Below are 16,773 nucleotides of genomic sequence, written 5' to 3'. Positions count from 1 at the left end.
TGCGGGCCGCCGTCACCAGCGGTCGTGCACGTGCTCCCTGATCGCCTCGTCGTAGATCTCGCGCACCCCGGAGGTGAAGAGCGGGCCGAGCACGCCGGCGCCACCGGCGGCAGCGTTGAGCCGCGCCTGCTCGGGGCTGCGCGCGCCCGGGATGACCGTGGAGACACCCGGCTGCTGCCACACCCACGCGATGGCCGCCTGCGCGGGCGTGAGGTCCTGGTTCAGGGCCGAGCCCGCGAGCTCCGTGAAGCGGGCGGCCGCGTCCACGCCGACGTCGAACGGCACGCCAGAGAAGGTCTCGCCGACGTCGAAGGCCTTGCCCTCGCGGTTGAACGTGCGGTGGTCGTCCTCGGAGAACGTGGTCTCGTGGGTGTACCGGCCCGACAGGAGCCCGGAGGCCAGCGGCACCCGCGCGATGATGCCCACGCCGGCCGCCGAGGCCGCGGGCAGCACCTGCTCCAGCGGCTTGAGCCGGAACGCGTTGAGGATGATCTGCACGGTCGCGACACCGGGGCGCGCGATGGCGGTGAGCGCCTCCTCGACCGTCTCCACGGAGACGCCGTACGCGGCGGTCACGCCGTCGGCGACGAGCGTGTCGAGCGCGTCGTACACCTCGTCGTCGGAGTAGACCGACGTGGGCGGGCAGTGCAGCTGCACGAGGTCGAGCGTCTCGACGCCGAGGTTCCGGCGCGACCGGTCCGTCCACTCGCGGAAGTTCGACAGGACGTAGTTCTCCGGCACCTGGTCCATCCGCCGGCCCATCTTCGTGGCCACGGTGATCCCGTCGTCGCGGTGGTCGGCGAGGAAGGCCCCGAGGGCCTGCTCGCTGCGGCCGTCGCCGTAGACGTCGGCGGTGTCGAAGAACGTCACGCCGGACTCGAACGCGGCATCCAGCACCGACCGGGCCTGGTCGTCGTCGACCGTCCCCCAGTCCGCACCCAGCTGCCAGGTTCCCAGGCCGACGACCGACACCAGCCGACCGGTGCGGCCGAGCACCTGTTTCTCCATCGTTCCCCCGTTCGGTGGCACCCCGGGCCCCCCGGACCCGTGGCGCGGACCCCTCGCGCGCGAGGGGACGTCTCGTCAGATATCTGGCTCCCCTACGCTACGACGCCCGCACCGATCCGGCGTGCCGACTACGGTGTGAGCGTGAACACCGCTGACTCCCCCGCCGTCCCCGCCCCGTCGGGCCGGCAGTTCCGCATCTCCTCCGGCGAGCACCGGGCCACCGTCACCGAGGTCGGCGCGATGGTGCGCGAGTACACCGTCGCCGGCCGCGACGTGTTCGTGCCGTTCGCCGAGGACGAGGCCGCCCCCGTCTTCAACGCCGCCGTCCTCGCCCCGTGGCCCAACCGCCTGCGCGACGGCGCCTACACGGTCGACGGCGTGCAGCACCAGGTCGCGGTGAGCGAGCCCGACCGTGGGACGGCGCTGCACGGCCTCGTGTGCTGGTACCGCTGGACGCCCGTCGAGGTGGCCGACGACGCGGTCACCCTCGAGCTCGCCCTGCCCGCGCAGAAGGGCTGGCCGTTCCAGCTCGTCCTGCGCACCCGGTACGCGGTGTCCGACGCCGGCCTGGAGGTCGTGGTCAGTGCCCGCAACGTCGGGGCCGGGACCGCGCCGTACGGCGTCGGCTTCCACCCGTGGCTGTCCACCGGCGGCGCCGCCCTGGACGAGTGCACGGTCAGCCTGGACGCCACGACGCACGTCACCGTCGACGACCGCCTGCTGCCCACGGGCACCGAGGCCGTCGCCGGCCCGTACGACCTGCGCACCACCCGCTCGCTCGCCGGCCTGGACCTCGACGACGCGTGGACGGGTGCCACCCGCGACGACGCCGGCCTGTCGTGGGCCCGGCTCGGCCGCCCGGACGGGACCACCGCCGCGATCTGGATGGACGGGTCCATGGACTGCTGGCAGGTCTGCTCGGCCGACCACATCACCGGCTACGAGCGGTTCGGTCTCGCCGCCGAGCCGATGAGCTGCGTCGCCGACGCCTTCAACACCGGCGACCGCCTGGTCCGCCTCGCCCCCGGCGACGAGCACGTCGTGCGCTGGGGCGCCACCCTGCTCTGACCTGTCAGGGCCACAGGGGTCCAATTGCCGACCTGGCTCTGACAGCTCGCTGCACCGGCGAGCTGTCAGAGCCACAGCGGGGTATGCACCCCTGTGGCTCTGACAACTCGGGGAGCCGTGCGGCGTGGGATCCTGCGTCGCGGCCGGGCGTGCGGCGACAATGGCCGCGCAACTGCGAGACAGGACTTGGACGGTGAAGGCTCAGTGACCCAGACCGAGGTGCGCATCTGCGTCGTGGGCGACGAGCTCAGCGTGGGCGTCGGGGACGCCCGCGCCCTGGGGTGGACGGGGCGCGTCATGGCCCGGACCCGCTTCGGCCGGCCGGCGATGGCGTTCACGCTCGCCGTGCCCGGGGAGACCAGCTCGGCACTCGGCGCCCGCTGGCAGGCGGAGACGGAGTCGCGCTTCGGCCCGGAGGACACGTGCGAGAACCGCCTCGTCGTGGCCCTCGGCCGGCACGACGTCGACTCGTCGCTCTCGGTGGCTCGGTCGCGGCTCAACCTCGCGAACATCCTCGACGTGGCCGAGACGAGCCGGATCCCGGCGTTCGTCGTCGGCCCGCCGCCGGGACGGCCGGAGGACGGCGGCCGCATCGCGGAGCTCTCGGCCGCGTTCTCCGACGTCGCGAACCGGCGCCGCGTGCCGTACGTCGACACGTACACGCCGCTGGCGCAGCACGAGCAGTGGCTGGCCGACCTCGCGACCAACGGCTCGACCTACCCGGGGCAGGCCGGCTACGGCCTCATGGCGTGGCTCGTGCTGCACACGGGCTGGCACGCGTGGCTGGGGCTGCCCGCCGACGAGTGACGGTCAGCCGGACGCCGCGGTGCGCAGCAGCCGGAACTCGCGCCGGCGCAGCACCCGGAGCAGGAGCCCGGCCGGGAACCCGAACGCCCGGCGACCGGCCTCCACGGGGTACGGCTCGATCGCGACGACGTGGTGGACGGCTCCCCGCACCAGCAGGTCGCAGCCGCCCGCGGCGACGACGTTGCGGTACCAGCTCACGTCCTCGCCGTACGTGAGCTCGGCGACGAAGCCGTCCGGCACGGCCGCCACGATGATCGGGGTCTCGTACCGGTTCCCCGTCTTCCGGCCGACGTGCCGCACCAGGGAGAACGGGCCCCTCCCGGACCTGGCGACGCGCGTCGTCCAGCGGTTGAGCGTGTTCTTGAGCAGCCGCAGGAACCGGCGCCGGACCGGGCGGTCCTTCGTCGACGTCACGGCGCCCCTCAGACCCCCGCCCGCTCGGCCAGGCCGAGCACGTACGCGGCCTGGCCGACGTGCTGGAGGTCGTCGCCGACGACGCTGACGAGCCGCACCCCGAGCGTGACGGGCGGGTCCCAGCCGGTGTCCACCACGCGCTCCAGGTCCTCGGCGGTGACCTTCTCCAGGTAGGCGGTGGTCGCGGCGGTCACGTCGTCGAGGTAGCCCCGCAGCAGCGCGGCGTCGGCGCGGACCGCCGCGACCTGCTCCGGCGTGTGGCCGTAGCCGGTGTCCGCGACGTCGAACGGCAGCGCGAACCTGGCGGCCCAGCCGCCCGCCGTCCACCGCTGCTCGGTGCCGGCGACGTCCGCGACGTGGTCGTCCTGCACGCGCGCCAGGTGCCACACGAGCCACGCGACGGTGTTCGCCTCGGGGTCGGGGCGGTACGTCAGCCGCTCCGTCGTGGCCCCGCGGAGCACGCGGTGGGCCGTCCCGGCGATCCGCCCGAAGGCGTCGGTCAGCAGGGCGACGTGGGGTGCGGGCGCTGTCGACGGTGTGGTCATCGTGCTCCTCTCCTCGCGGACGTCCGGGCGGACGCCGTCAGCGACGGTCGACGGTGACGTGCGCGGACGTCACCGTCGCGGACAGGTAGGCGGCGCTGCGGCCGTCGGCGGGCTGCTCGCCGTGGTCGACGACGAGGGTCGCGCCGGCGCTCGGCAGCACCGAGCCGTCGAGGACGACCTGGCCGGACGCACCGCGCACCTTGAGGTTCACCGGGCTGCCGGCCGGGAGGCGCAGGTCGATCGCCCCCGAGACGGTCTTGGCCGTGATCAGCGGGCTCGCCTGGGTGGCGGTGACCGTCGCGGCCCCCGACACGGTGTTCAGGGAGACCCGCGCGAGGGCGCCGGCCAGGGCGATCGACCCGGCCGCGCTGCTGGCCGTCACGTCCCCGGTGTGCCCCTCGGCCGACAGCGCGCCCGAGACGGTCTTGAGCGTCATCGGGCCGGTGGTGCCCGTCGCACGCACGGCGCCGGTCACGGTCTTCACCGCCACCTTCCGACCACCGGCGACCTCGACGTCCGCGCCGAGGGCGCCGACGTCGACCGCCCCGTCCACCGGGACGACGACGCGCACGACGGCGCGCTCGCTCTGGCGCGGGTTGCGCAGCTTCGCCATGACCGAGTCGAGCACGGAGGACTCGTAGCCCACGCGCAGCCGGTCGCCGTCACGCACGACCTGGAGCGGCTTGGCACCCACCTCGAGCAGCTCGATCCGCACGCCCGTCGCGGCCGGGTCGGCGACGACGTCGGCGCGCCCGTCCTGCAGGCGGAGCGTCACCCCCGTCGCGCTCTCGACGTCGATGGTCTGCGGGGCGGCGACCGCCCACGACTCCGTGCTCATGAGGCTCCCTGTGGTGCTCGGGCTGTGCTGGGGACGGGTACCACCCTGGCAGAGCCCGGGGACGTGCGGATCGGGGATGCCCCGGATTCCGACCCCGGGCCTCGGGTGTGGGACCATGGGACCCGACCCCTCGTCCATCCTTCGTGAGGAGACCACCATGAGCAAGCGCGGTCGCAAGCGCCGTAGCCGCAAGGGCAACGCCGCCAACCACGGCAAGCGTCCCAACGCCTGAGCACAGGCGCCGGACGTCTCGCCGAGAGACGTCGAAGGGCCGGGAACCCCGCGGGGTTCCCGGCCCTTCGTCGTTCGCGGGCCGTGGTCGTGCGGCCTACTCGGCCGTGGACATCACGGTCAGCTGCGCGTGGATGCGCACCCGGAGGGTGTCCGGCGCGCGCTCCGAGCAGGAGCGACGGACCAGCTGCTTGACGAGCTCCTCGATGCTCAGCTCCGCCAGGCAGGGCGAGCAGTGCGCCACGTGCGCGCGCATCCGCTGCTCGTCCTCGGGCGTCATCTCCGAGTCGAGGAACTCGTTGAGGTGCACGAGGGCGTGCTCGCACTCGTTCTCCCCCTCGGCCCGGTCGTGCGGGATGGGGGTGATGGGGTCGGTCATGACGCTCCTCCACGAGCCGGGACCAGGCCACGCTGGGCGGCGTAGTCGGCGAGCAGCTCCCGCAGCTGCCGACGTCCGCGGTGCAGGCGGGACATCACCGTCCCGATCGGCGTACCCATGATCTCGGCGATCTCCTTGTAGGGGAAGCCCTCGACGTCGGCGTAGTAGACGACCATGCGCCGGTCCTCGGGCAGCTCCTGCAGCGCGCGCTTCACGTCGGAGTCCGGGAGCCGGTCGAGCGCCTCGGCCTCGGCCGACCGCAGCCCCTGCGACGTGTGCGACGCGGCGCGGGCGATCTGCCAGTCCTCGACGTCCTCCGCCTGGGACTGCTGCGGCTCGCGCTGCTTCTTGCGGTAGCTGTTGATGAACGTGTTGGTGAGGATGCGGTACAGCCAGGCCTTGAGGTTGGTGCCGGGCTTGTACTGGTGGAAGGCGGCGAACGCCTTCGCGAACGTCTCCTGCACCAGGTCCTCGGCGTCCGCGGGGTTGCGCGTCATGCGCAGGGCGGCGGAGTAGAGCTGGTCCAGGTACTGCAGGGCGTCGCGCTCGAAGCGCGCGGCCCGTGCCGCGTTGCTCTCTCCCTCGGGGGCACGTTCCGTGTCCTCGGGGATCTCCTCGTCCGGGGTGCGCCCGGTGCTCCCGTGCGGCGCGTCGCCGCTCGCCGGGCCAAGGTCCTGGGTCATCACCGTCGAGCCTAGTCCAGCCACTGGGTGGGGTCCTCCGATCCACGGGGTGTGCAGTGTGGTGCCGCCGGCCGCCGCGGCCCGCGTGCCCGGTACCAGGGCGTCGTCGGGTACGGCGAACAGCCGCACGGACGCGGGTCCGGCTGCGGGGACGGCGGTCGCCGTCGTCGAGGTGCGGGTGCTCACGTCGGTGTGCAACCCCGGAAGGGGCCGCGACATTCCCGCTCGACGGGCTCGGTGCACGGCGTCAGGACGCCACCGGCGCGGCGAACCGACGGCGGTACGCGACCGGGCTGGTGCCGAGCTGGCGGGCGAAGTGGTGCCGCAGCACGGGGGCGCTGCCGAAGCCGACCAACCGCGCGATCTCGTCCACGGGCGCCTCGGTGGACTCGAGCAGCTCCTGTGCCCGCGCGACGCGCTGCCGCGCCAGCCACGCGGCCGGCGTCGCGCCCGTCTCCTGCCGGAAGCGGCGGGCGAACGTGCGCTCCGACAGCGCGGCCCGACGGGCCAGCCGCGGCACGGTGTGCTCCTCGGCCAGGTGCTCGCGCATCCAGGCGAGCAGGCCGGCCAGCGACTCGCCCTCCCGGGGCAGCGGGTCGACGACGAACTGGGCCTGGCCGCCCTCGCGCTGCGGCGGCACCACCATGCGGCGCGCGACGGCACGGGCGGCGTCGGCGCCGACCTGCGTACGCACGAGGTGCAGCGCGGCGTCGATCCCCGCCGCGGTACCGGCGCTGGTGAGCACGCGCCCGTCCTCGACGAACAGCGCGTCGGGGTCGACGTCGGCGGTGGGGACCTCCGCCGCGAGCCGTTCCGTGTACATCCAGTGGGTGGTGCACCGGCGCCCGTCGAGCAGGCCGGCCCGCGCGAGCGTGAACGCGCCGGAGCAGATGGCGAACAGCCACGCGCCGCGGTCGTGGGCCGCCCGGAGCGCGTCGAGGTAGGCCGGCGGGAGCACCTCGGCGCCGTCGTCGTCGATGCCGTACGCGACCGCGACGACGAGGTCGGCGTCGTCGAGCGCCTCGAGGCCGTGCTCCACGACGACGGGGAAGCCGCCCTTGGTCATCACGGGCCCGGGCTCGGGCGCGCAGAGCGTGAAGTCGAAGGCCGGTCCGCCGGTGTCGCTGCGGTCGATCCCGAACACCTCGTACGCGACGCCGAGCTCGAACGGCGCGACGCCGGGGACGACGACGGCGGCCACGGTCCGGATCATGCCTCCCATGGTCCCACCCGAATGGCGGGATGTCGACGCATGTTGGCACTTCTGCCACTCGTGGCAGAACAACGATGCGCGAAGCATTACTGCCATGACCTTCATCGCCGTCACCCTCGCCGTCCTGCTCCTGGCCGCCTACGCCTCCGGCCTCGTCCGCACCGTCCGCCGCGACGGGCGCGGCACCCGGCAGCCCCCGCGCTCCCACCCCGACTGGTGGGACGGCGCCCCCGGCTGACGCACGGCCCGGCCGCTCCCCTTGTCGTCCGCCGGTCGCCGCGCAAGCGTGGGTCGGCTCTGCCACAGTGGGCCCATGCTGTTGCGCCGAATCGCCCGCCCCCTCCTGGCCGCCCCGTTCGTCTACGACGGGATCCAGGCCGTGCTGCACCCGGCCGAGCACGTGGACGCCGCCCGCGAGGGCTCCACGATCGTCACCGACGCGGTCGGGGCCGAGCCGCTCAGCGACCGTCAGCTCGGCCTCCTGGTGCGGGCGCACGGCGCGGCGACCGCCGCGGCCGGCGTCCTGCTCGCCGTCGGCCGCACGCCCCGCACCGCCGCGCTCGCGCTGGCGGCGCTCACCGCGCCGCTCGCCGTCGCGCACCAGCCGTTCACCAGCAAGGGCGCGGAGCGCAGCCTGCGCACCGCGGCCTTCGTCAAGGACCTCGGCAAGGTCGGCGCCGCCGTCATCGCCGGCGTGGACCTCGAGGGCCGGCCGGGCGTCACCTACCGCGTGCGCCAGGCTCGGACGCACGCGGCCCGCCTCGCGGAGGCGAAGGCCGAGACGGTGAAGACCGCGACGAAGGGCGAGGCGGCCAAGGTCGCGGCCAAGGCGGACGCGGCGAAGGCGGCGACGAAGGCCGAGGCCGCGAAGCTGCGGGCGAAGGTCGCCGAGGCTGTCTGACACCGACCCCCGCACGGACCCTCGCCGGCGAGACGGCCCGCGACGAGGGCAGCCCGTGAACTAGCCTCGGAGCCATGACCTCAGCCGTCCCGCCGCACGCCGCCCCGCCCGCCCCCGACGTCGTCGACGAGTGGGCGGCGCCGGTCGCGACGGGGCCGCTGGACGCGACGGTCGAGGTGCCGGGCAGCAAGTCGCTGACGAACCGGCTGCTCGTGCTGGCCGCGCTCGCCGACGGCGCGGGCACCCTGCGCGGGGCGCTGCGCTCGCGCGACGCCGACCTCATGATCGGGGCGCTGCGCGCCCTGGGCGCCCGCATCGACGAGGGCGACGACCCCAGCACCCTGCACGTGACCCCAGGGCCGCTGCGCGGCGACGTGGACGTCGACACCGGGCTGGCGGGCACCGTGATGCGGTTCCTGCCCCCGGTCGCGGCGCTGGCCGACGGCCCGGTCCGGTTCGACGGCGATCCCGAGGCGCGGGTGCGGCCCATGCTCCCCGTGCTCGCGGCGCTGGGCAGCCTGGGCGTGCGCGTCACGTCCCCCGACGGCGGGACGCCGACCCACCTGCCGTTCACCGTGCACGGCGCGGGCCGCGTGACGGGCGGCGCGGTCGACGTCGACGCGTCGGCGTCGTCCCAGTTCGTCTCCGCCCTGCTGCTCGCGGGCGCGCGCTTCGAGCGCGGGCTCACGCTGCGGCACATCGGCACCACCCTGCCGAGCCTCCCCCACATCGCGATGACCGTGGCCACCCTGCGCGACGTCGGCGTCGAGGTGGACGACTCGCGCGACGGCATCTGGCAGGTCTCCCCCGGCCCGGTCGCCGCGCGCGACGTGCGGGTCGAGCCGGACCTGTCGAACGCTGCCCCGTTCCTCGCTGCGGCACTGGTGGGCGGCGGCAGCGTGCGCGTGCCGGGCTGGCCCACGGAGACCACCCAGCCGGGCGCGCTGCTCCCCGAGCTGTTCGGCCGCCTCGGGGCGCAGGCGCGCCTGGACGGCGACGTCCTCACCGTCACCGGCACGGGCGAGGTCCGCGGGGCCGACCTGGACCTGCACGCAGCGGGCGAGCTCGCCCCGACCTTCGCCGTCCTCGCCGCGCTCGCCGACTCCCCCAGCCGCCTGCGCGGCATCGCGCACCTGCGGGGCCACGAGACCGACCGGCTGGCGGCGCTCGCCACCGAGATCACACGGCTCGGCGGGCAGGCCGAGGAGACGCGCGACGGGCTCGTCATCACGCCGCGCCCGCTGCACGGCGGCCTGTTCCGCACCTACGCCGACCACCGCATGGCGACGTCCGCCGCGGTGCTGGGCCTGCGGGTGCCGGGCGTGCGGGTGGAGAACGTCGGCACCACGGCCAAGACCCTGCCCGGCTTCGACGGGATGTGGGAGCGGATGCTCGGCGCCGCCACCGGCCCCGTCACGGAGGGCAGGGCCTGATGGCCCGCCGCGCCGTCGACGAGCACGCGCAGTACGCGCGGCCCTCGAAGCGCGGCTCCCGGCCACGCACCAAGCAGCGCCCCGAGCACGCGGACGCCGAGGTCGGCATGGTGACCGGCGTCGACCGCGGCCGGTACACCCTCGTGGTCGACGACGGCACCGCCGACGAGCGCACCGTCCTCGCGATGAAGGCGCGCGAGCTCACGCGCACCCGCGTCGTCGTGGGCGACCGCGTGGACGTCGTCGGCGACACGTCGGGCGACGAGGGCACCCTCGCACGGATCGTGCGGATCCAGGACCGGTCGTCGGTGCTGCGCCGCACGGCGGACGACACCGACCCCTACGAACGCATCGTCGTGGCGAACGCCGACCAGCTCGTCGTGGTCACGGCGCTCGCCCAGCCCGAGCCGCGCACCGGCATGATCGACCGCTGCGTCGTCGCCGCCTACGACGCCGGCATGGACGTGCTGCTGTGCCTCACCAAGGCCGACCTCGCCGACCCCGCCCCCCTGCGCGACCTCTACACCCCGATCGGCGTCGACGTCGTCGTCACGCGGCAGGACGACGCCGCGAGCGTCGAGGACGTGCGCTCCAGGCTGGCCGGGCGGACGTCCGTGCTGGTGGGGCACTCGGGCGTCGGCAAGTCGACGCTCATCAACGCGCTCGTGCCCGATGCCGACCGCGCCACCGGCGTCGTCAACGACGTCACCGGCCGGGGACGCCACACGTCCACGTCGGCCGTCGCGCTGCGGCTGCCGGTCGGGGGCGACGGCGGCCACGACGGCTGGGTCGTCGACACGCCGGGCGTCCGGTCGTTCGGGCTGGCGCACGTCGAGACCGAGCACCTGCTGCAGGCGTTCGAGGACCTCGCCGAGGTGGCCGAGGACTGCCCGCGCGGGTGCACGCACCTCGCGGACGCCCCCGACTGCGCGCTCGACGACTGGCTCTCCGCGTCGTCGGACGACGACCGGCCGGCGCGCGAGGCGCGCGTCGCGTCGTTCCGCCGTCTGCTGACCGCGCGCCACGCCGCCGACTGATCCGCTCGCCTCGACCCGTCCGTCCCGGGGCGACTCATCAGGCACAACTTGTCAGCCTGGACTGACGAGTTCTACCGTGACGAGGTGACCTCCTCCCCCGACCTCGTCGTGCCCGTCGACACGGCCGCCGCCGCCGCGCGCGAGCTGCGCTCGCTCGTCGGGCGTCTGCGCCGCCGCTTCCTCGAGCTGAGCGACAACCGGGAGCTCACGCCGTCGCAGACGTCGCTGCTCTCCCGCCTCGCCAAGCACGGGCCCGCGTCGCCCGGCGCGCTCGCCGCGGCCGAGCGGGTCCGGCCCCAGTCCCTCGGCGCCACCCTCGCCGTCGTCGCCGAGCGCGGCCTCGTGCGCCGGGACCCCGACCCCGACGACGGCCGCCGCCAGGTGATCTCCCTGACCGACGACGGGCGCGCGTTCGTCGAGGGCCGTCGCGAGGCCGGCCAGGAATGGCTCACGACCGCCCTGGGCGAGCGCCTCACCGCCGACGAGCTGGCCACCGTGACCACCGCCCTCGCGATCCTCGACCGGACGCTCCTCGACCCCGCGCGCACGGACGGCGTGCCCGACGACGTCGCGCCCACGGCCGGCGCACGCGCGGTCGACGCACCCACCGGGGAGGCCGACCGCGCGTGACGCTGCTCCGCCGCCACCCGGTCCGCCGCGAGTCCGCGAGCGCCGCGATGCCGACGGCCTACGACCGGCGCCTCACCCTGCCGCTGGCGCTCGGGTCGCTGCTCAACCCGATCAACTCGTCGATGATCGCGGTGGCGCTGGTGCCCATCGGGATCGCGTTCGGCGCCCCGGCCGCGCAGACCGTCTGGCTCGTCACCGCGCTCTACCTCGTGACGGCGGTGGGACAGCCGGTGGTCGGGCGGGTGGTCGACCTCGTCGGGCCGCAGCGCCCCTACCTGGTCGGGGCGGCGCTCGTCGGCGTCGCCGGCCTGCTCGGCGCGCTGGCCCCGTCCCTCGGCGTGCTCGTGCTGGCCCGCGCACTGCTCGGCATCGGCACCTGCGCCGCCTACCCCGCGGCGATGTGGCTCGTGCGGCGCGCGACCGACCGCTCCGGCGAGGACCGCGGCATCGCGACGGTGCTCACGATCCTCGCGGTCACGAACCAGGTGACGATGATCGTCGGCCCGACGCTCGGCGGGCTGCTCGTGGGCGTCGGCGGCTGGCGGGCGATCTTCCTGGTCAACGTGCCGCTCGCGGTCGCCTGCCTCGTGCTGGGCGGCCTGCGGCTGCCGCGCACGACGGGCGCCGCCCTCGCCATGACCGACGCGCCGAGCGACGCGCGGACGGCCGGCCCGGGCCTCGCGGCGCGCCTCGACGTCCTCGGCGTGCTGCTCTTCGCGGCCGCGCTGACCAGCCTGATGCTCGTGCTCGTCGGCGCGGCACCGTGGTGGGTGCTCGCCGCCACCGTCGTGACGGGCGCGTGGTTCGCGCGGCACGAGCTGCGGGCGCGTCGACCGTTCATCGACCTGCGGCTGCTCGCCGGGAACCGCCCGCTGCTGCTCACGTACGCCCGCGCCCTGCTCACCGCCACCGCCACGTACGCGTTCATGTTCGGCTACGTGCAGTGGCTCGAGCAGGGCCGCGGGCTGGGCGAGGCCACCGCGGGGCTGCTGATGCTGCCGACGTCGGTCGTCGCCGTCGCGGTCGCGTCGGCGACCGGGCGGCGCGCCCCCGTGCGGGCGGCCCTGCTGGTCGGGTCGGGGTCGCTGCTGGCCGGCGGCGCGATCCTCGCCGTCGTGCAGCCCGCCAGCCCGACGTGGCTGCTGGTCCTCGCCGGCGTGGGCATCGGCGGCATGCAGGGCCTGGCGGGGCTCGCGCACCAGAAGGCGCTCGCCCGCCAGGCCGACGCCGCCACCGTCGGCGCCGCGTCCGGGCTGCTGCGCACGTTCATGTACCTCGGCGCGCTGGTGTCCACGGCGGCCATCGCCGCCCTGTACGCCGACGGCCCCACGACGTCGGGCCTGCACGACCTCGCCCTCGCGATGGCCGGCTGCGCCGTCGTCGTCGGCGTCCTCACGCTCGTCGACCGCTCCCTGCGGCTCCGTCCCACGACCTTCCACGCCGTTCCCGTCCCGACACCCGGAGAGCACCGCTGATGACCTTCACCACCCTCGACCCCCGCACCGCGCTCGTCGTCGTCGACCTGCAGGCCGGCATCCTCGCCGCGCCGACCGCCCCGCACGCCGCGGACGCCGTCCTCGCCCGCAGCCTGGAGCTCGCCGACGCGTTCCGCGCCCGCGGCCTGCCCGTCGTCCTCGTGCGCGTCACCGGAGCGCCCGACGGCGCCGACGGCGTGCCCGGCCGCACCGACGCCCCGCGCGGGGCGGCCCGCCCCGACGGTTGGGACGTCCTGGCGCCCGAGCTGCACACCGCGGCGTCGGACGTCGTCGTGACCAAGCGGAACTGGGGCGCCTTCTACGGCACCGACCTCGACCTCCAGCTGCGGCGCCGCGGCGTGACCCAGGTCGTGCTGACGGGCATCGCCACCAGCATCGGCGTCGAGTCCACCGCCCGCGCCGCCCACGAGCACGGCTACCACGTCTGCCTCGTCACCGACGCGATGGCCGACCGCTCCGCCGAGGACCACGAGCACAGCACGACGCGGCTGTTCCCCCGGCTCGGCGAGTGCGGCACCACCGCCGAGCTGCTCGCCCTGCTGGGGGACTGACCGCTCTGTCCCACCCCCGCGCGCCGGGGCCCGGGCGAGGTCGCGGTACCGCTACCGTGTGAGGCGTGTCGTACACCCAGCCGTCTCCCAGCCCGACCAGCGGGCCCGCGCGCACGTACGAGGACGACCTGCGCCTGGCCCACGTGATCGCCGACCAGGTGGACGCGATCACGATGTCCCGCTTCAAGGCGCTCGACCTGCGCGTGGAGACGAAGCCCGACAACACCCCCGTCAGCGACGCCGACCGCTCCGCCGAGGAGTTCATCCGGGCACAGCTGCACCGGGCGCGCACGCGCGACGCGATCGTCGGTGAGGAGTACGGCTCCGCGGGCAGCGGCGCGCGCCGTTGGATCATCGACCCGATCGACGGCACCAAGAACTTCGTGCGCGGCGTCCCCGTGTGGGCCACGCTCATCGCGCTGGCCGACGGCGAGGAGGTCGTCATGGGCCTCGTCTCGGCGCCGGCGCTCGGCCGCCGCTGGTGGGCGGCGAAGGGCTCGGGCGCCTGGACGGGCAAGTCGCTCGCATCCGCGTCGCGGATGTCGGTCTCCGGCGTGAGCACGCTCGCCGACGCCTCGTTCTCCTACTCGTCGCTGTCCGGGTGGGAGGAGCACGGCAAGCTCAACGGCTTCCTGGACCTCACCCGGCAGGTGTGGCGCACCCGCGGCTACGGCGACTTCTGGTCGTACATGCTCGTCGCCGAGGGCGCCGCCGACATCGCCGCCGAGCCCGAGCTCGAGGTCTACGACATGGCCGCCCTCGTCCCCATCGTCACCGAGGCCGGCGGCCGCTTCACCGGGCTCGACGGCGCCCCCGGCCCGTGGCACGGCAACGCGCTCGCGACCAACGGCTGCCTCCACGACGAGACCCTCGTCTACCTCGGCTGAGGTCCCACTCTCAGGGTCGGGGGATCTGGGGGATCTCGGTCGGGTCGTACCAGAGCAGGTCGCGGTCGGTGACGCGCTGCAGCGCGTCGTCGAGCGCCGACTCCGACGTCGCACCCACGTCGCCGGACCGTTCGGCGTCGTTCTCCTCGTCGGCGGCCGCGAGCACCGCGCGCACGTCGTCGGCGGCCTCGGGCTCGTCGACGTGCACGGCGACGACGGGCACGCCGGTCAGGGCGGCGACGTCGACGGCGCTGGGCTCGTCGGCACCGTCGGCCACCGTGACCTCGTCGTCCGGCACGTCCAGGGAGACGACGACGCGGAGCGGGACGGCGGCCCGGCGGGCCGCCACCAGGGCCAGCGAGTCGTCCGCGGCGGCGAGGAAGGCCTCGTACTCGCGGCTCTCGTCGTCCTCGTCGGGCAGGTCACGGGCGAGGGCGGGCGTCACCGCGTGCGCGCGGCGGGCGGGGACGTCCCACCGCGCCCCGGCGCCGGCGACCACGGCGCCCTCGAGCTCGTCCAGCGTGGTGGGAACGTAGATGCGCATGGGCACAGTCTGCCGCGAGCGGCAGCCGAGCGCTCACACCTCCGCGCTCATACCTCCGCCGGCACCGCCGCGACGACCGCGGCCCGCACCCGCCGGGCCAGCGCCTCGAACGCCACCGACACCGGCGACGCGGGAGCCTCCTCCGCGAGCGTGCGACCCGCCAGCAGCGCGCCGTCGAGCCCGGCGGCGTCGTCGGGCACCACGTGCACGTCCTCGACGCCCGCGTAGCGCGCCAACGCCTCGCGCACCGCCGCCTCCGGGCGCGCGCCCACCGCCGACGCGCGCACGCGGTTCGCGACGACCACCCTCTCCCCCGACACCGGCACCGGCACCTCGCGCAGGTCCTCGAGCCCGCGCACGAGCCGCTGGATGCCCACCGGGTCGGCCGCGCCGACCACCACGACGACGTCCGCCGCCTCCAGAGCCGCGAGCGTCGCGCCGTTGCGCTGCGGCGCGTGCGTGTCGTACATGAGCAGCTCGTCCGCCTCGAGGAGCGGGCCGCAGTCGACGACGGTCCAGTCGGCGAGCTCACGTGCGCGCTCGAGGACCACCTCGATCGCACTGGAGGGCAGCTCGGGCCACCGGGCGGCGCGAGTGATCCCTGTCAGCACGCGCAACCGGCCCCCGACAACCGGGCTGTGGCGGGCCAGCGTCGGCAGGTCGAGCGAACCGTGCGTCGCGGCGCGGGCGACCGCCGCCAGCCCCGGGGCGTCGTCGAGCAGGCCCAGCCGGGCCGCCACCGACGCACCGTACGTGTCGGCGTCGACGACCAGCGCCTCCTCGGGCGCCGACGCCGCCGCCTCGCGGCGGGCACGACCGTGCCGCCGGCGCCCGCGGGACAGACCCCCCAGCGCGGCCGCGAGCTCGAGCGCCGTCGTCGTGCGCCCCGGCGCGCCCACGGGTCCCCAGACGGCGACGACGCTCCCACGGCGAGGCTCGGCGTCGTCCGCGACGGCGCCGGAGAACCCGAGCACGTCCTCGCCGACGAGCGGGTCGTCGACGTCCTGTCCCCCGCGGCCCAGCACCAGGTCGGGCGCGCCGGCGGACGACCCGGCGGCGGGCACCGGCGCCGCGTCACGGACCGCGGCGAGCAGGGGGGCCTCGTCGAACCGCTCGACGACGGAGTCCACGCCGAGCGCACGCAGCCGCGCGGCCGGCGCACCGTCGTCGCCCAGCGCGACCACGCGGACGCCCGCGGCGTGCAGCCGGCCGACCGCCTCCCGGTCCAGGCCCGGCAGGTCGCCGGACACCAGGGCGACGGCGCCCGCGCCCGCCGCGGCCGCGGCGAGCAGCTCGGCCACGTCTCCGCAGCGGCGGGTGACGGTCGCCCCCGAGCCGGGAGCGCCGAGGGCGAGGACCACGTCGGGCTCCGCCGCGCCGCGCACCGCGCACAGGACGGTGACGCCGCCCATCAGACGCCGGCCCCCGCCTGCGGCACCACCGTCACGCTGCCGGGGACCGACAGCGCCTTGAGGACGACAGGCAGGTCGGACGACGGCACGAGGACGTGCAGCGTGGCCCCGTCCGCGACGACGAGACCGGAGCCCCCGTCGTCGACCTGCTCCACGACGACCCCTTCGACGAGCGGCGACGGCTCGGCCGCCTCGACGGCACCCGCCGGCGCCTCGGGCGTCGCCCAGAGGTCGACGGCGGACCCGGCCCGCACCCGGGACGACATGGCCTGGTCGACGGGCACGGAGACGGAGCGCACGTCGACGTCCGCGGCGTCGCCGAGGGCCGACCGGGCGACGAGCTCGCCGTCGTCGACCACCCGCAGGGCGACCACCTCGTCCGGCAGCTCCTGGTCGGCGCGCAGGTACAGCTCCGTGCCCGCGTCGATCCGCACGTCGACCGTGCGCAGCCGCGACACGTCCACGGACTCGCCGGGCGTCAGGGTGCCGTCCGCCGCGTACACGGGCACGGTGCGGCCCGCCGAGGAGACGGCCCACGAGCCGAGCGCCACGGACGCGGCGACGATCACGACGCCGACGACGAGCCGGGGATCACGCCAGGTGGGGCGGCGCAGGCGCGCAGCCACGGGTGCCGGCAAGGGGTCGGTGCTCACGGACGTCCTCCGGGGTGTCTGGACGCGGCCTCGGCGCCGCATC

The 16,773-nt window shown here is 75.5% G+C and carries 21 protein-coding genes; 11 read left to right on the top strand and 10 right to left on the bottom strand.

Annotated features, from left to right (window positions below; genetic code table 11):
- Window positions 1–12: 12 nt before the first annotated feature.
- Window positions 13–1,008 carry an aldo/keto reductase gene (locus ACQP60_RS17120; protein WP_429735064.1) on the bottom strand — a complete coding sequence of 332 codons (996 nt, stop codon included), beginning with the start codon at window positions 1,006–1,008 and terminating at the stop codon, window positions 13–15.
- A 141-nt stretch (window positions 1,009–1,149) separates the two neighbouring features.
- Between ACQP60_RS17120 and ACQP60_RS17115 the strand changes: the two genes are divergently transcribed.
- Window positions 1,150–2,076, top strand: a complete 927-nt coding sequence (locus ACQP60_RS17115; RefSeq protein WP_429735062.1) for an aldose 1-epimerase family protein — start codon at window positions 1,150–1,152, stop codon at window positions 2,074–2,076.
- 204 nt (window positions 2,077–2,280) lie between these two features.
- A complete protein-coding gene (locus tag ACQP60_RS17110; protein ID WP_429735060.1) occupies window positions 2,281–2,883 on the top strand; it encodes a GDSL-type esterase/lipase family protein in 603 nt (200 codons plus the stop codon).
- Between the two features lie 3 nt (window positions 2,884–2,886).
- On the opposite strand, the gene ACQP60_RS17105 is transcribed toward ACQP60_RS17110, so the two are convergent.
- Genes ACQP60_RS17105 through ACQP60_RS17095 form a run of 3 tightly spaced genes read right to left on the bottom strand, consistent with a single transcriptional unit; the run spans window position 2,887 to window position 4,680 of the window.
- Window positions 2,887–3,297 carry a nitroreductase/quinone reductase family protein gene (locus ACQP60_RS17105; protein ID WP_429735058.1) on the bottom strand — a complete coding sequence of 137 codons (411 nt, stop codon included), beginning with the start codon at window positions 3,295–3,297 and terminating at the stop codon, window positions 2,887–2,889.
- Between the two features lie 8 nt (window positions 3,298–3,305).
- Window positions 3,306–3,842 (bottom strand): mycothiol transferase, encoded by a 537-nt coding sequence (locus ACQP60_RS17100; protein WP_429735056.1) that lies wholly within the window; start codon window positions 3,840–3,842, stop codon window positions 3,306–3,308.
- 37 nt (window positions 3,843–3,879) lie between these two features.
- The gene (locus ACQP60_RS17095; protein WP_429735054.1) at window positions 3,880–4,680 is read right to left on the bottom strand and encodes a DUF4097 family beta strand repeat-containing protein; all 801 of its coding nucleotides are present in this window, start codon (window positions 4,678–4,680) and stop codon (window positions 3,880–3,882) included.
- Window positions 4,681–4,837: 157 nt separating this feature from the next.
- On the opposite strand from ACQP60_RS17095, the gene ACQP60_RS17090 reads away from it, so the two are divergent.
- Entirely contained in the window at window positions 4,838–4,912 is a 75-nt protein-coding gene (locus ACQP60_RS17090; protein ID WP_099052597.1) for a 50S ribosomal protein bL37, read from the top strand.
- 96 nt (window positions 4,913–5,008) lie between these two features.
- On the opposite strand, the gene rsrA is transcribed toward ACQP60_RS17090, so the two are convergent.
- From rsrA to ACQP60_RS17075, 3 genes are read right to left on the bottom strand one after another with little or no spacing between them, the layout of a single operon-like run.
- Window positions 5,009–5,290 (bottom strand): mycothiol system anti-sigma-R factor, encoded by a 282-nt coding sequence (rsrA, locus tag ACQP60_RS17085; protein WP_429735052.1) that lies wholly within the window; start codon window positions 5,288–5,290, stop codon window positions 5,009–5,011.
- The gene (locus ACQP60_RS17080) at window positions 5,287–6,192 is read right to left on the bottom strand and encodes a sigma-70 family RNA polymerase sigma factor (protein WP_429735050.1); all 906 of its coding nucleotides are present in this window, start codon (window positions 6,190–6,192) and stop codon (window positions 5,287–5,289) included. The genes rsrA and ACQP60_RS17080 overlap by 4 nt, the downstream gene beginning before the upstream one ends.
- A gap of 28 nt (window positions 6,193–6,220) precedes the next feature.
- Window positions 6,221–7,186, bottom strand: a complete 966-nt coding sequence (locus ACQP60_RS17075) for a helix-turn-helix domain-containing protein (protein ID WP_429735049.1) — start codon at window positions 7,184–7,186, stop codon at window positions 6,221–6,223.
- Window positions 7,187–7,280: 94 nt separating this feature from the next.
- On the opposite strand from ACQP60_RS17075, the gene ACQP60_RS17070 reads away from it, so the two are divergent.
- The 8 genes from ACQP60_RS17070 (at window position 7,281) to hisN (ending at window position 14,121) form a co-directional block, all read left to right on the top strand.
- Window positions 7,281–7,424: a hypothetical protein gene (locus ACQP60_RS17070; RefSeq protein ID WP_429735047.1), complete on the top strand. Its 144-nt coding sequence runs from the start codon at window positions 7,281–7,283 to the stop codon at window positions 7,422–7,424.
- Between the two features lie 75 nt (window positions 7,425–7,499).
- Complete coding sequence (locus tag ACQP60_RS17065; protein ID WP_429735044.1) at window positions 7,500–8,087, top strand: DoxX family membrane protein; 588 nt, start codon at window positions 7,500–7,502, stop codon at window positions 8,085–8,087.
- A gap of 74 nt (window positions 8,088–8,161) precedes the next feature.
- A complete protein-coding gene (aroA, locus tag ACQP60_RS17060; protein WP_429735042.1) occupies window positions 8,162–9,520 on the top strand; it encodes a 3-phosphoshikimate 1-carboxyvinyltransferase in 1,359 nt (452 codons plus the stop codon).
- Entirely contained in the window at window positions 9,520–10,557 is a 1,038-nt protein-coding gene (gene rsgA, locus ACQP60_RS17055; RefSeq protein ID WP_429735040.1) for a ribosome small subunit-dependent GTPase A, read from the top strand. Before aroA ends, rsgA begins: the two co-directional genes overlap by 1 nt.
- Before the next feature lie 84 nt (window positions 10,558–10,641).
- Window positions 10,642–11,187 carry a MarR family winged helix-turn-helix transcriptional regulator gene (locus tag ACQP60_RS17050; RefSeq protein WP_429735038.1) on the top strand — a complete coding sequence of 182 codons (546 nt, stop codon included), beginning with the start codon at window positions 10,642–10,644 and terminating at the stop codon, window positions 11,185–11,187.
- Window positions 11,184–12,662, top strand: a complete 1,479-nt coding sequence (locus tag ACQP60_RS17045) for an MFS transporter (RefSeq protein WP_429735036.1) — start codon at window positions 11,184–11,186, stop codon at window positions 12,660–12,662. Before ACQP60_RS17050 ends, ACQP60_RS17045 begins: the two co-directional genes overlap by 4 nt.
- Window positions 12,662–13,234: a hydrolase gene (locus ACQP60_RS17040; RefSeq protein WP_429735034.1), complete on the top strand. Its 573-nt coding sequence runs from the start codon at window positions 12,662–12,664 to the stop codon at window positions 13,232–13,234. Before ACQP60_RS17045 ends, ACQP60_RS17040 begins: the two co-directional genes overlap by 1 nt.
- A gap of 65 nt (window positions 13,235–13,299) precedes the next feature.
- Complete coding sequence (gene hisN, locus ACQP60_RS17035; RefSeq protein ID WP_429735032.1) at window positions 13,300–14,121, top strand: histidinol-phosphatase; 822 nt, start codon at window positions 13,300–13,302, stop codon at window positions 14,119–14,121.
- 10 nt (window positions 14,122–14,131) lie between these two features.
- On the opposite strand, the gene ACQP60_RS17030 is transcribed toward hisN, so the two are convergent.
- The 3 genes from ACQP60_RS17030 to ACQP60_RS17020 are packed head-to-tail and all read right to left on the bottom strand — an operon-like array spanning window position 14,132 to window position 16,730.
- On the bottom strand, window positions 14,132–14,665 hold the full coding sequence (locus tag ACQP60_RS17030) for a DUF6912 family protein (protein ID WP_429735030.1): 534 nt from the start codon (window positions 14,663–14,665) through the stop codon (window positions 14,132–14,134).
- A gap of 47 nt (window positions 14,666–14,712) precedes the next feature.
- A complete protein-coding gene (locus ACQP60_RS17025; protein WP_429735028.1) occupies window positions 14,713–16,077 on the bottom strand; it encodes a CpaE/TadZ family protein in 1,365 nt (454 codons plus the stop codon).
- Entirely contained in the window at window positions 16,077–16,730 is a 654-nt protein-coding gene (locus ACQP60_RS17020; RefSeq protein WP_429735026.1) for a hypothetical protein, read from the bottom strand. The genes ACQP60_RS17025 and ACQP60_RS17020 overlap by 1 nt, the downstream gene beginning before the upstream one ends.
- Window positions 16,731–16,773 lie beyond the last annotated feature (43 nt).

Origin of the sequence: Isoptericola variabilis (genome assembly GCF_050311655.1) — a bacterium.
In the GTDB taxonomy this organism is placed as follows: domain Bacteria; phylum Actinomycetota; class Actinomycetes; order Actinomycetales; family Cellulomonadaceae; genus Isoptericola; species Isoptericola variabilis.
The sequence above is the reverse complement of the archived record's forward strand: the minus strand, read 5'-3'. Positions and strand labels throughout refer to the sequence as shown.

Excerpts from the sequence above, each read along its gene's own strand:
- ACQP60_RS17120 (WP_429735064.1), bottom strand. The coding sequence starts at position 1,008 with ATGGAGAAACAGGTGCTCGGCCGCACCGGTCGGCTGGTGTCGGTCGTC.
- ACQP60_RS17100 (WP_429735056.1), bottom strand. The coding sequence starts at position 3,842 with ATGACCACACCGTCGACAGCGCCCGCACCCCACGTCGCCCTGCTGACC.
- ACQP60_RS17095 (WP_429735054.1), bottom strand. The coding sequence starts at position 4,680 with ATGAGCACGGAGTCGTGGGCGGTCGCCGCCCCGCAGACCATCGACGTC.
- rsrA (WP_429735052.1), bottom strand. The coding sequence starts at position 5,290 with ATGACCGACCCCATCACCCCCATCCCGCACGACCGGGCCGAGGGGGAG.
- ACQP60_RS17080 (WP_429735050.1), bottom strand. The coding sequence starts at position 6,192 with ATGTCGCGGCCCCTTCCGGGGTTGCACACCGACGTGAGCACCCGCACC.
- ACQP60_RS17075 (WP_429735049.1), bottom strand. The coding sequence starts at position 7,186 with ATGATCCGGACCGTGGCCGCCGTCGTCGTCCCCGGCGTCGCGCCGTTC.
- ACQP60_RS17070 (WP_429735047.1), top strand. The coding sequence starts at position 7,281 with ATGACCTTCATCGCCGTCACCCTCGCCGTCCTGCTCCTGGCCGCCTAC.
- ACQP60_RS17065 (WP_429735044.1), top strand. The coding sequence starts at position 7,500 with ATGCTGTTGCGCCGAATCGCCCGCCCCCTCCTGGCCGCCCCGTTCGTC.
- aroA (WP_429735042.1), top strand. The coding sequence starts at position 8,162 with ATGACCTCAGCCGTCCCGCCGCACGCCGCCCCGCCCGCCCCCGACGTC.
- rsgA (WP_429735040.1), top strand. The coding sequence starts at position 9,520 with ATGGCCCGCCGCGCCGTCGACGAGCACGCGCAGTACGCGCGGCCCTCG.
- ACQP60_RS17040 (WP_429735034.1), top strand. The coding sequence starts at position 12,662 with ATGACCTTCACCACCCTCGACCCCCGCACCGCGCTCGTCGTCGTCGAC.
- ACQP60_RS17030 (WP_429735030.1), bottom strand. The coding sequence starts at position 14,665 with ATGCGCATCTACGTTCCCACCACGCTGGACGAGCTCGAGGGCGCCGTG.
- ACQP60_RS17025 (WP_429735028.1), bottom strand. The coding sequence starts at position 16,077 with ATGGGCGGCGTCACCGTCCTGTGCGCGGTGCGCGGCGCGGCGGAGCCC.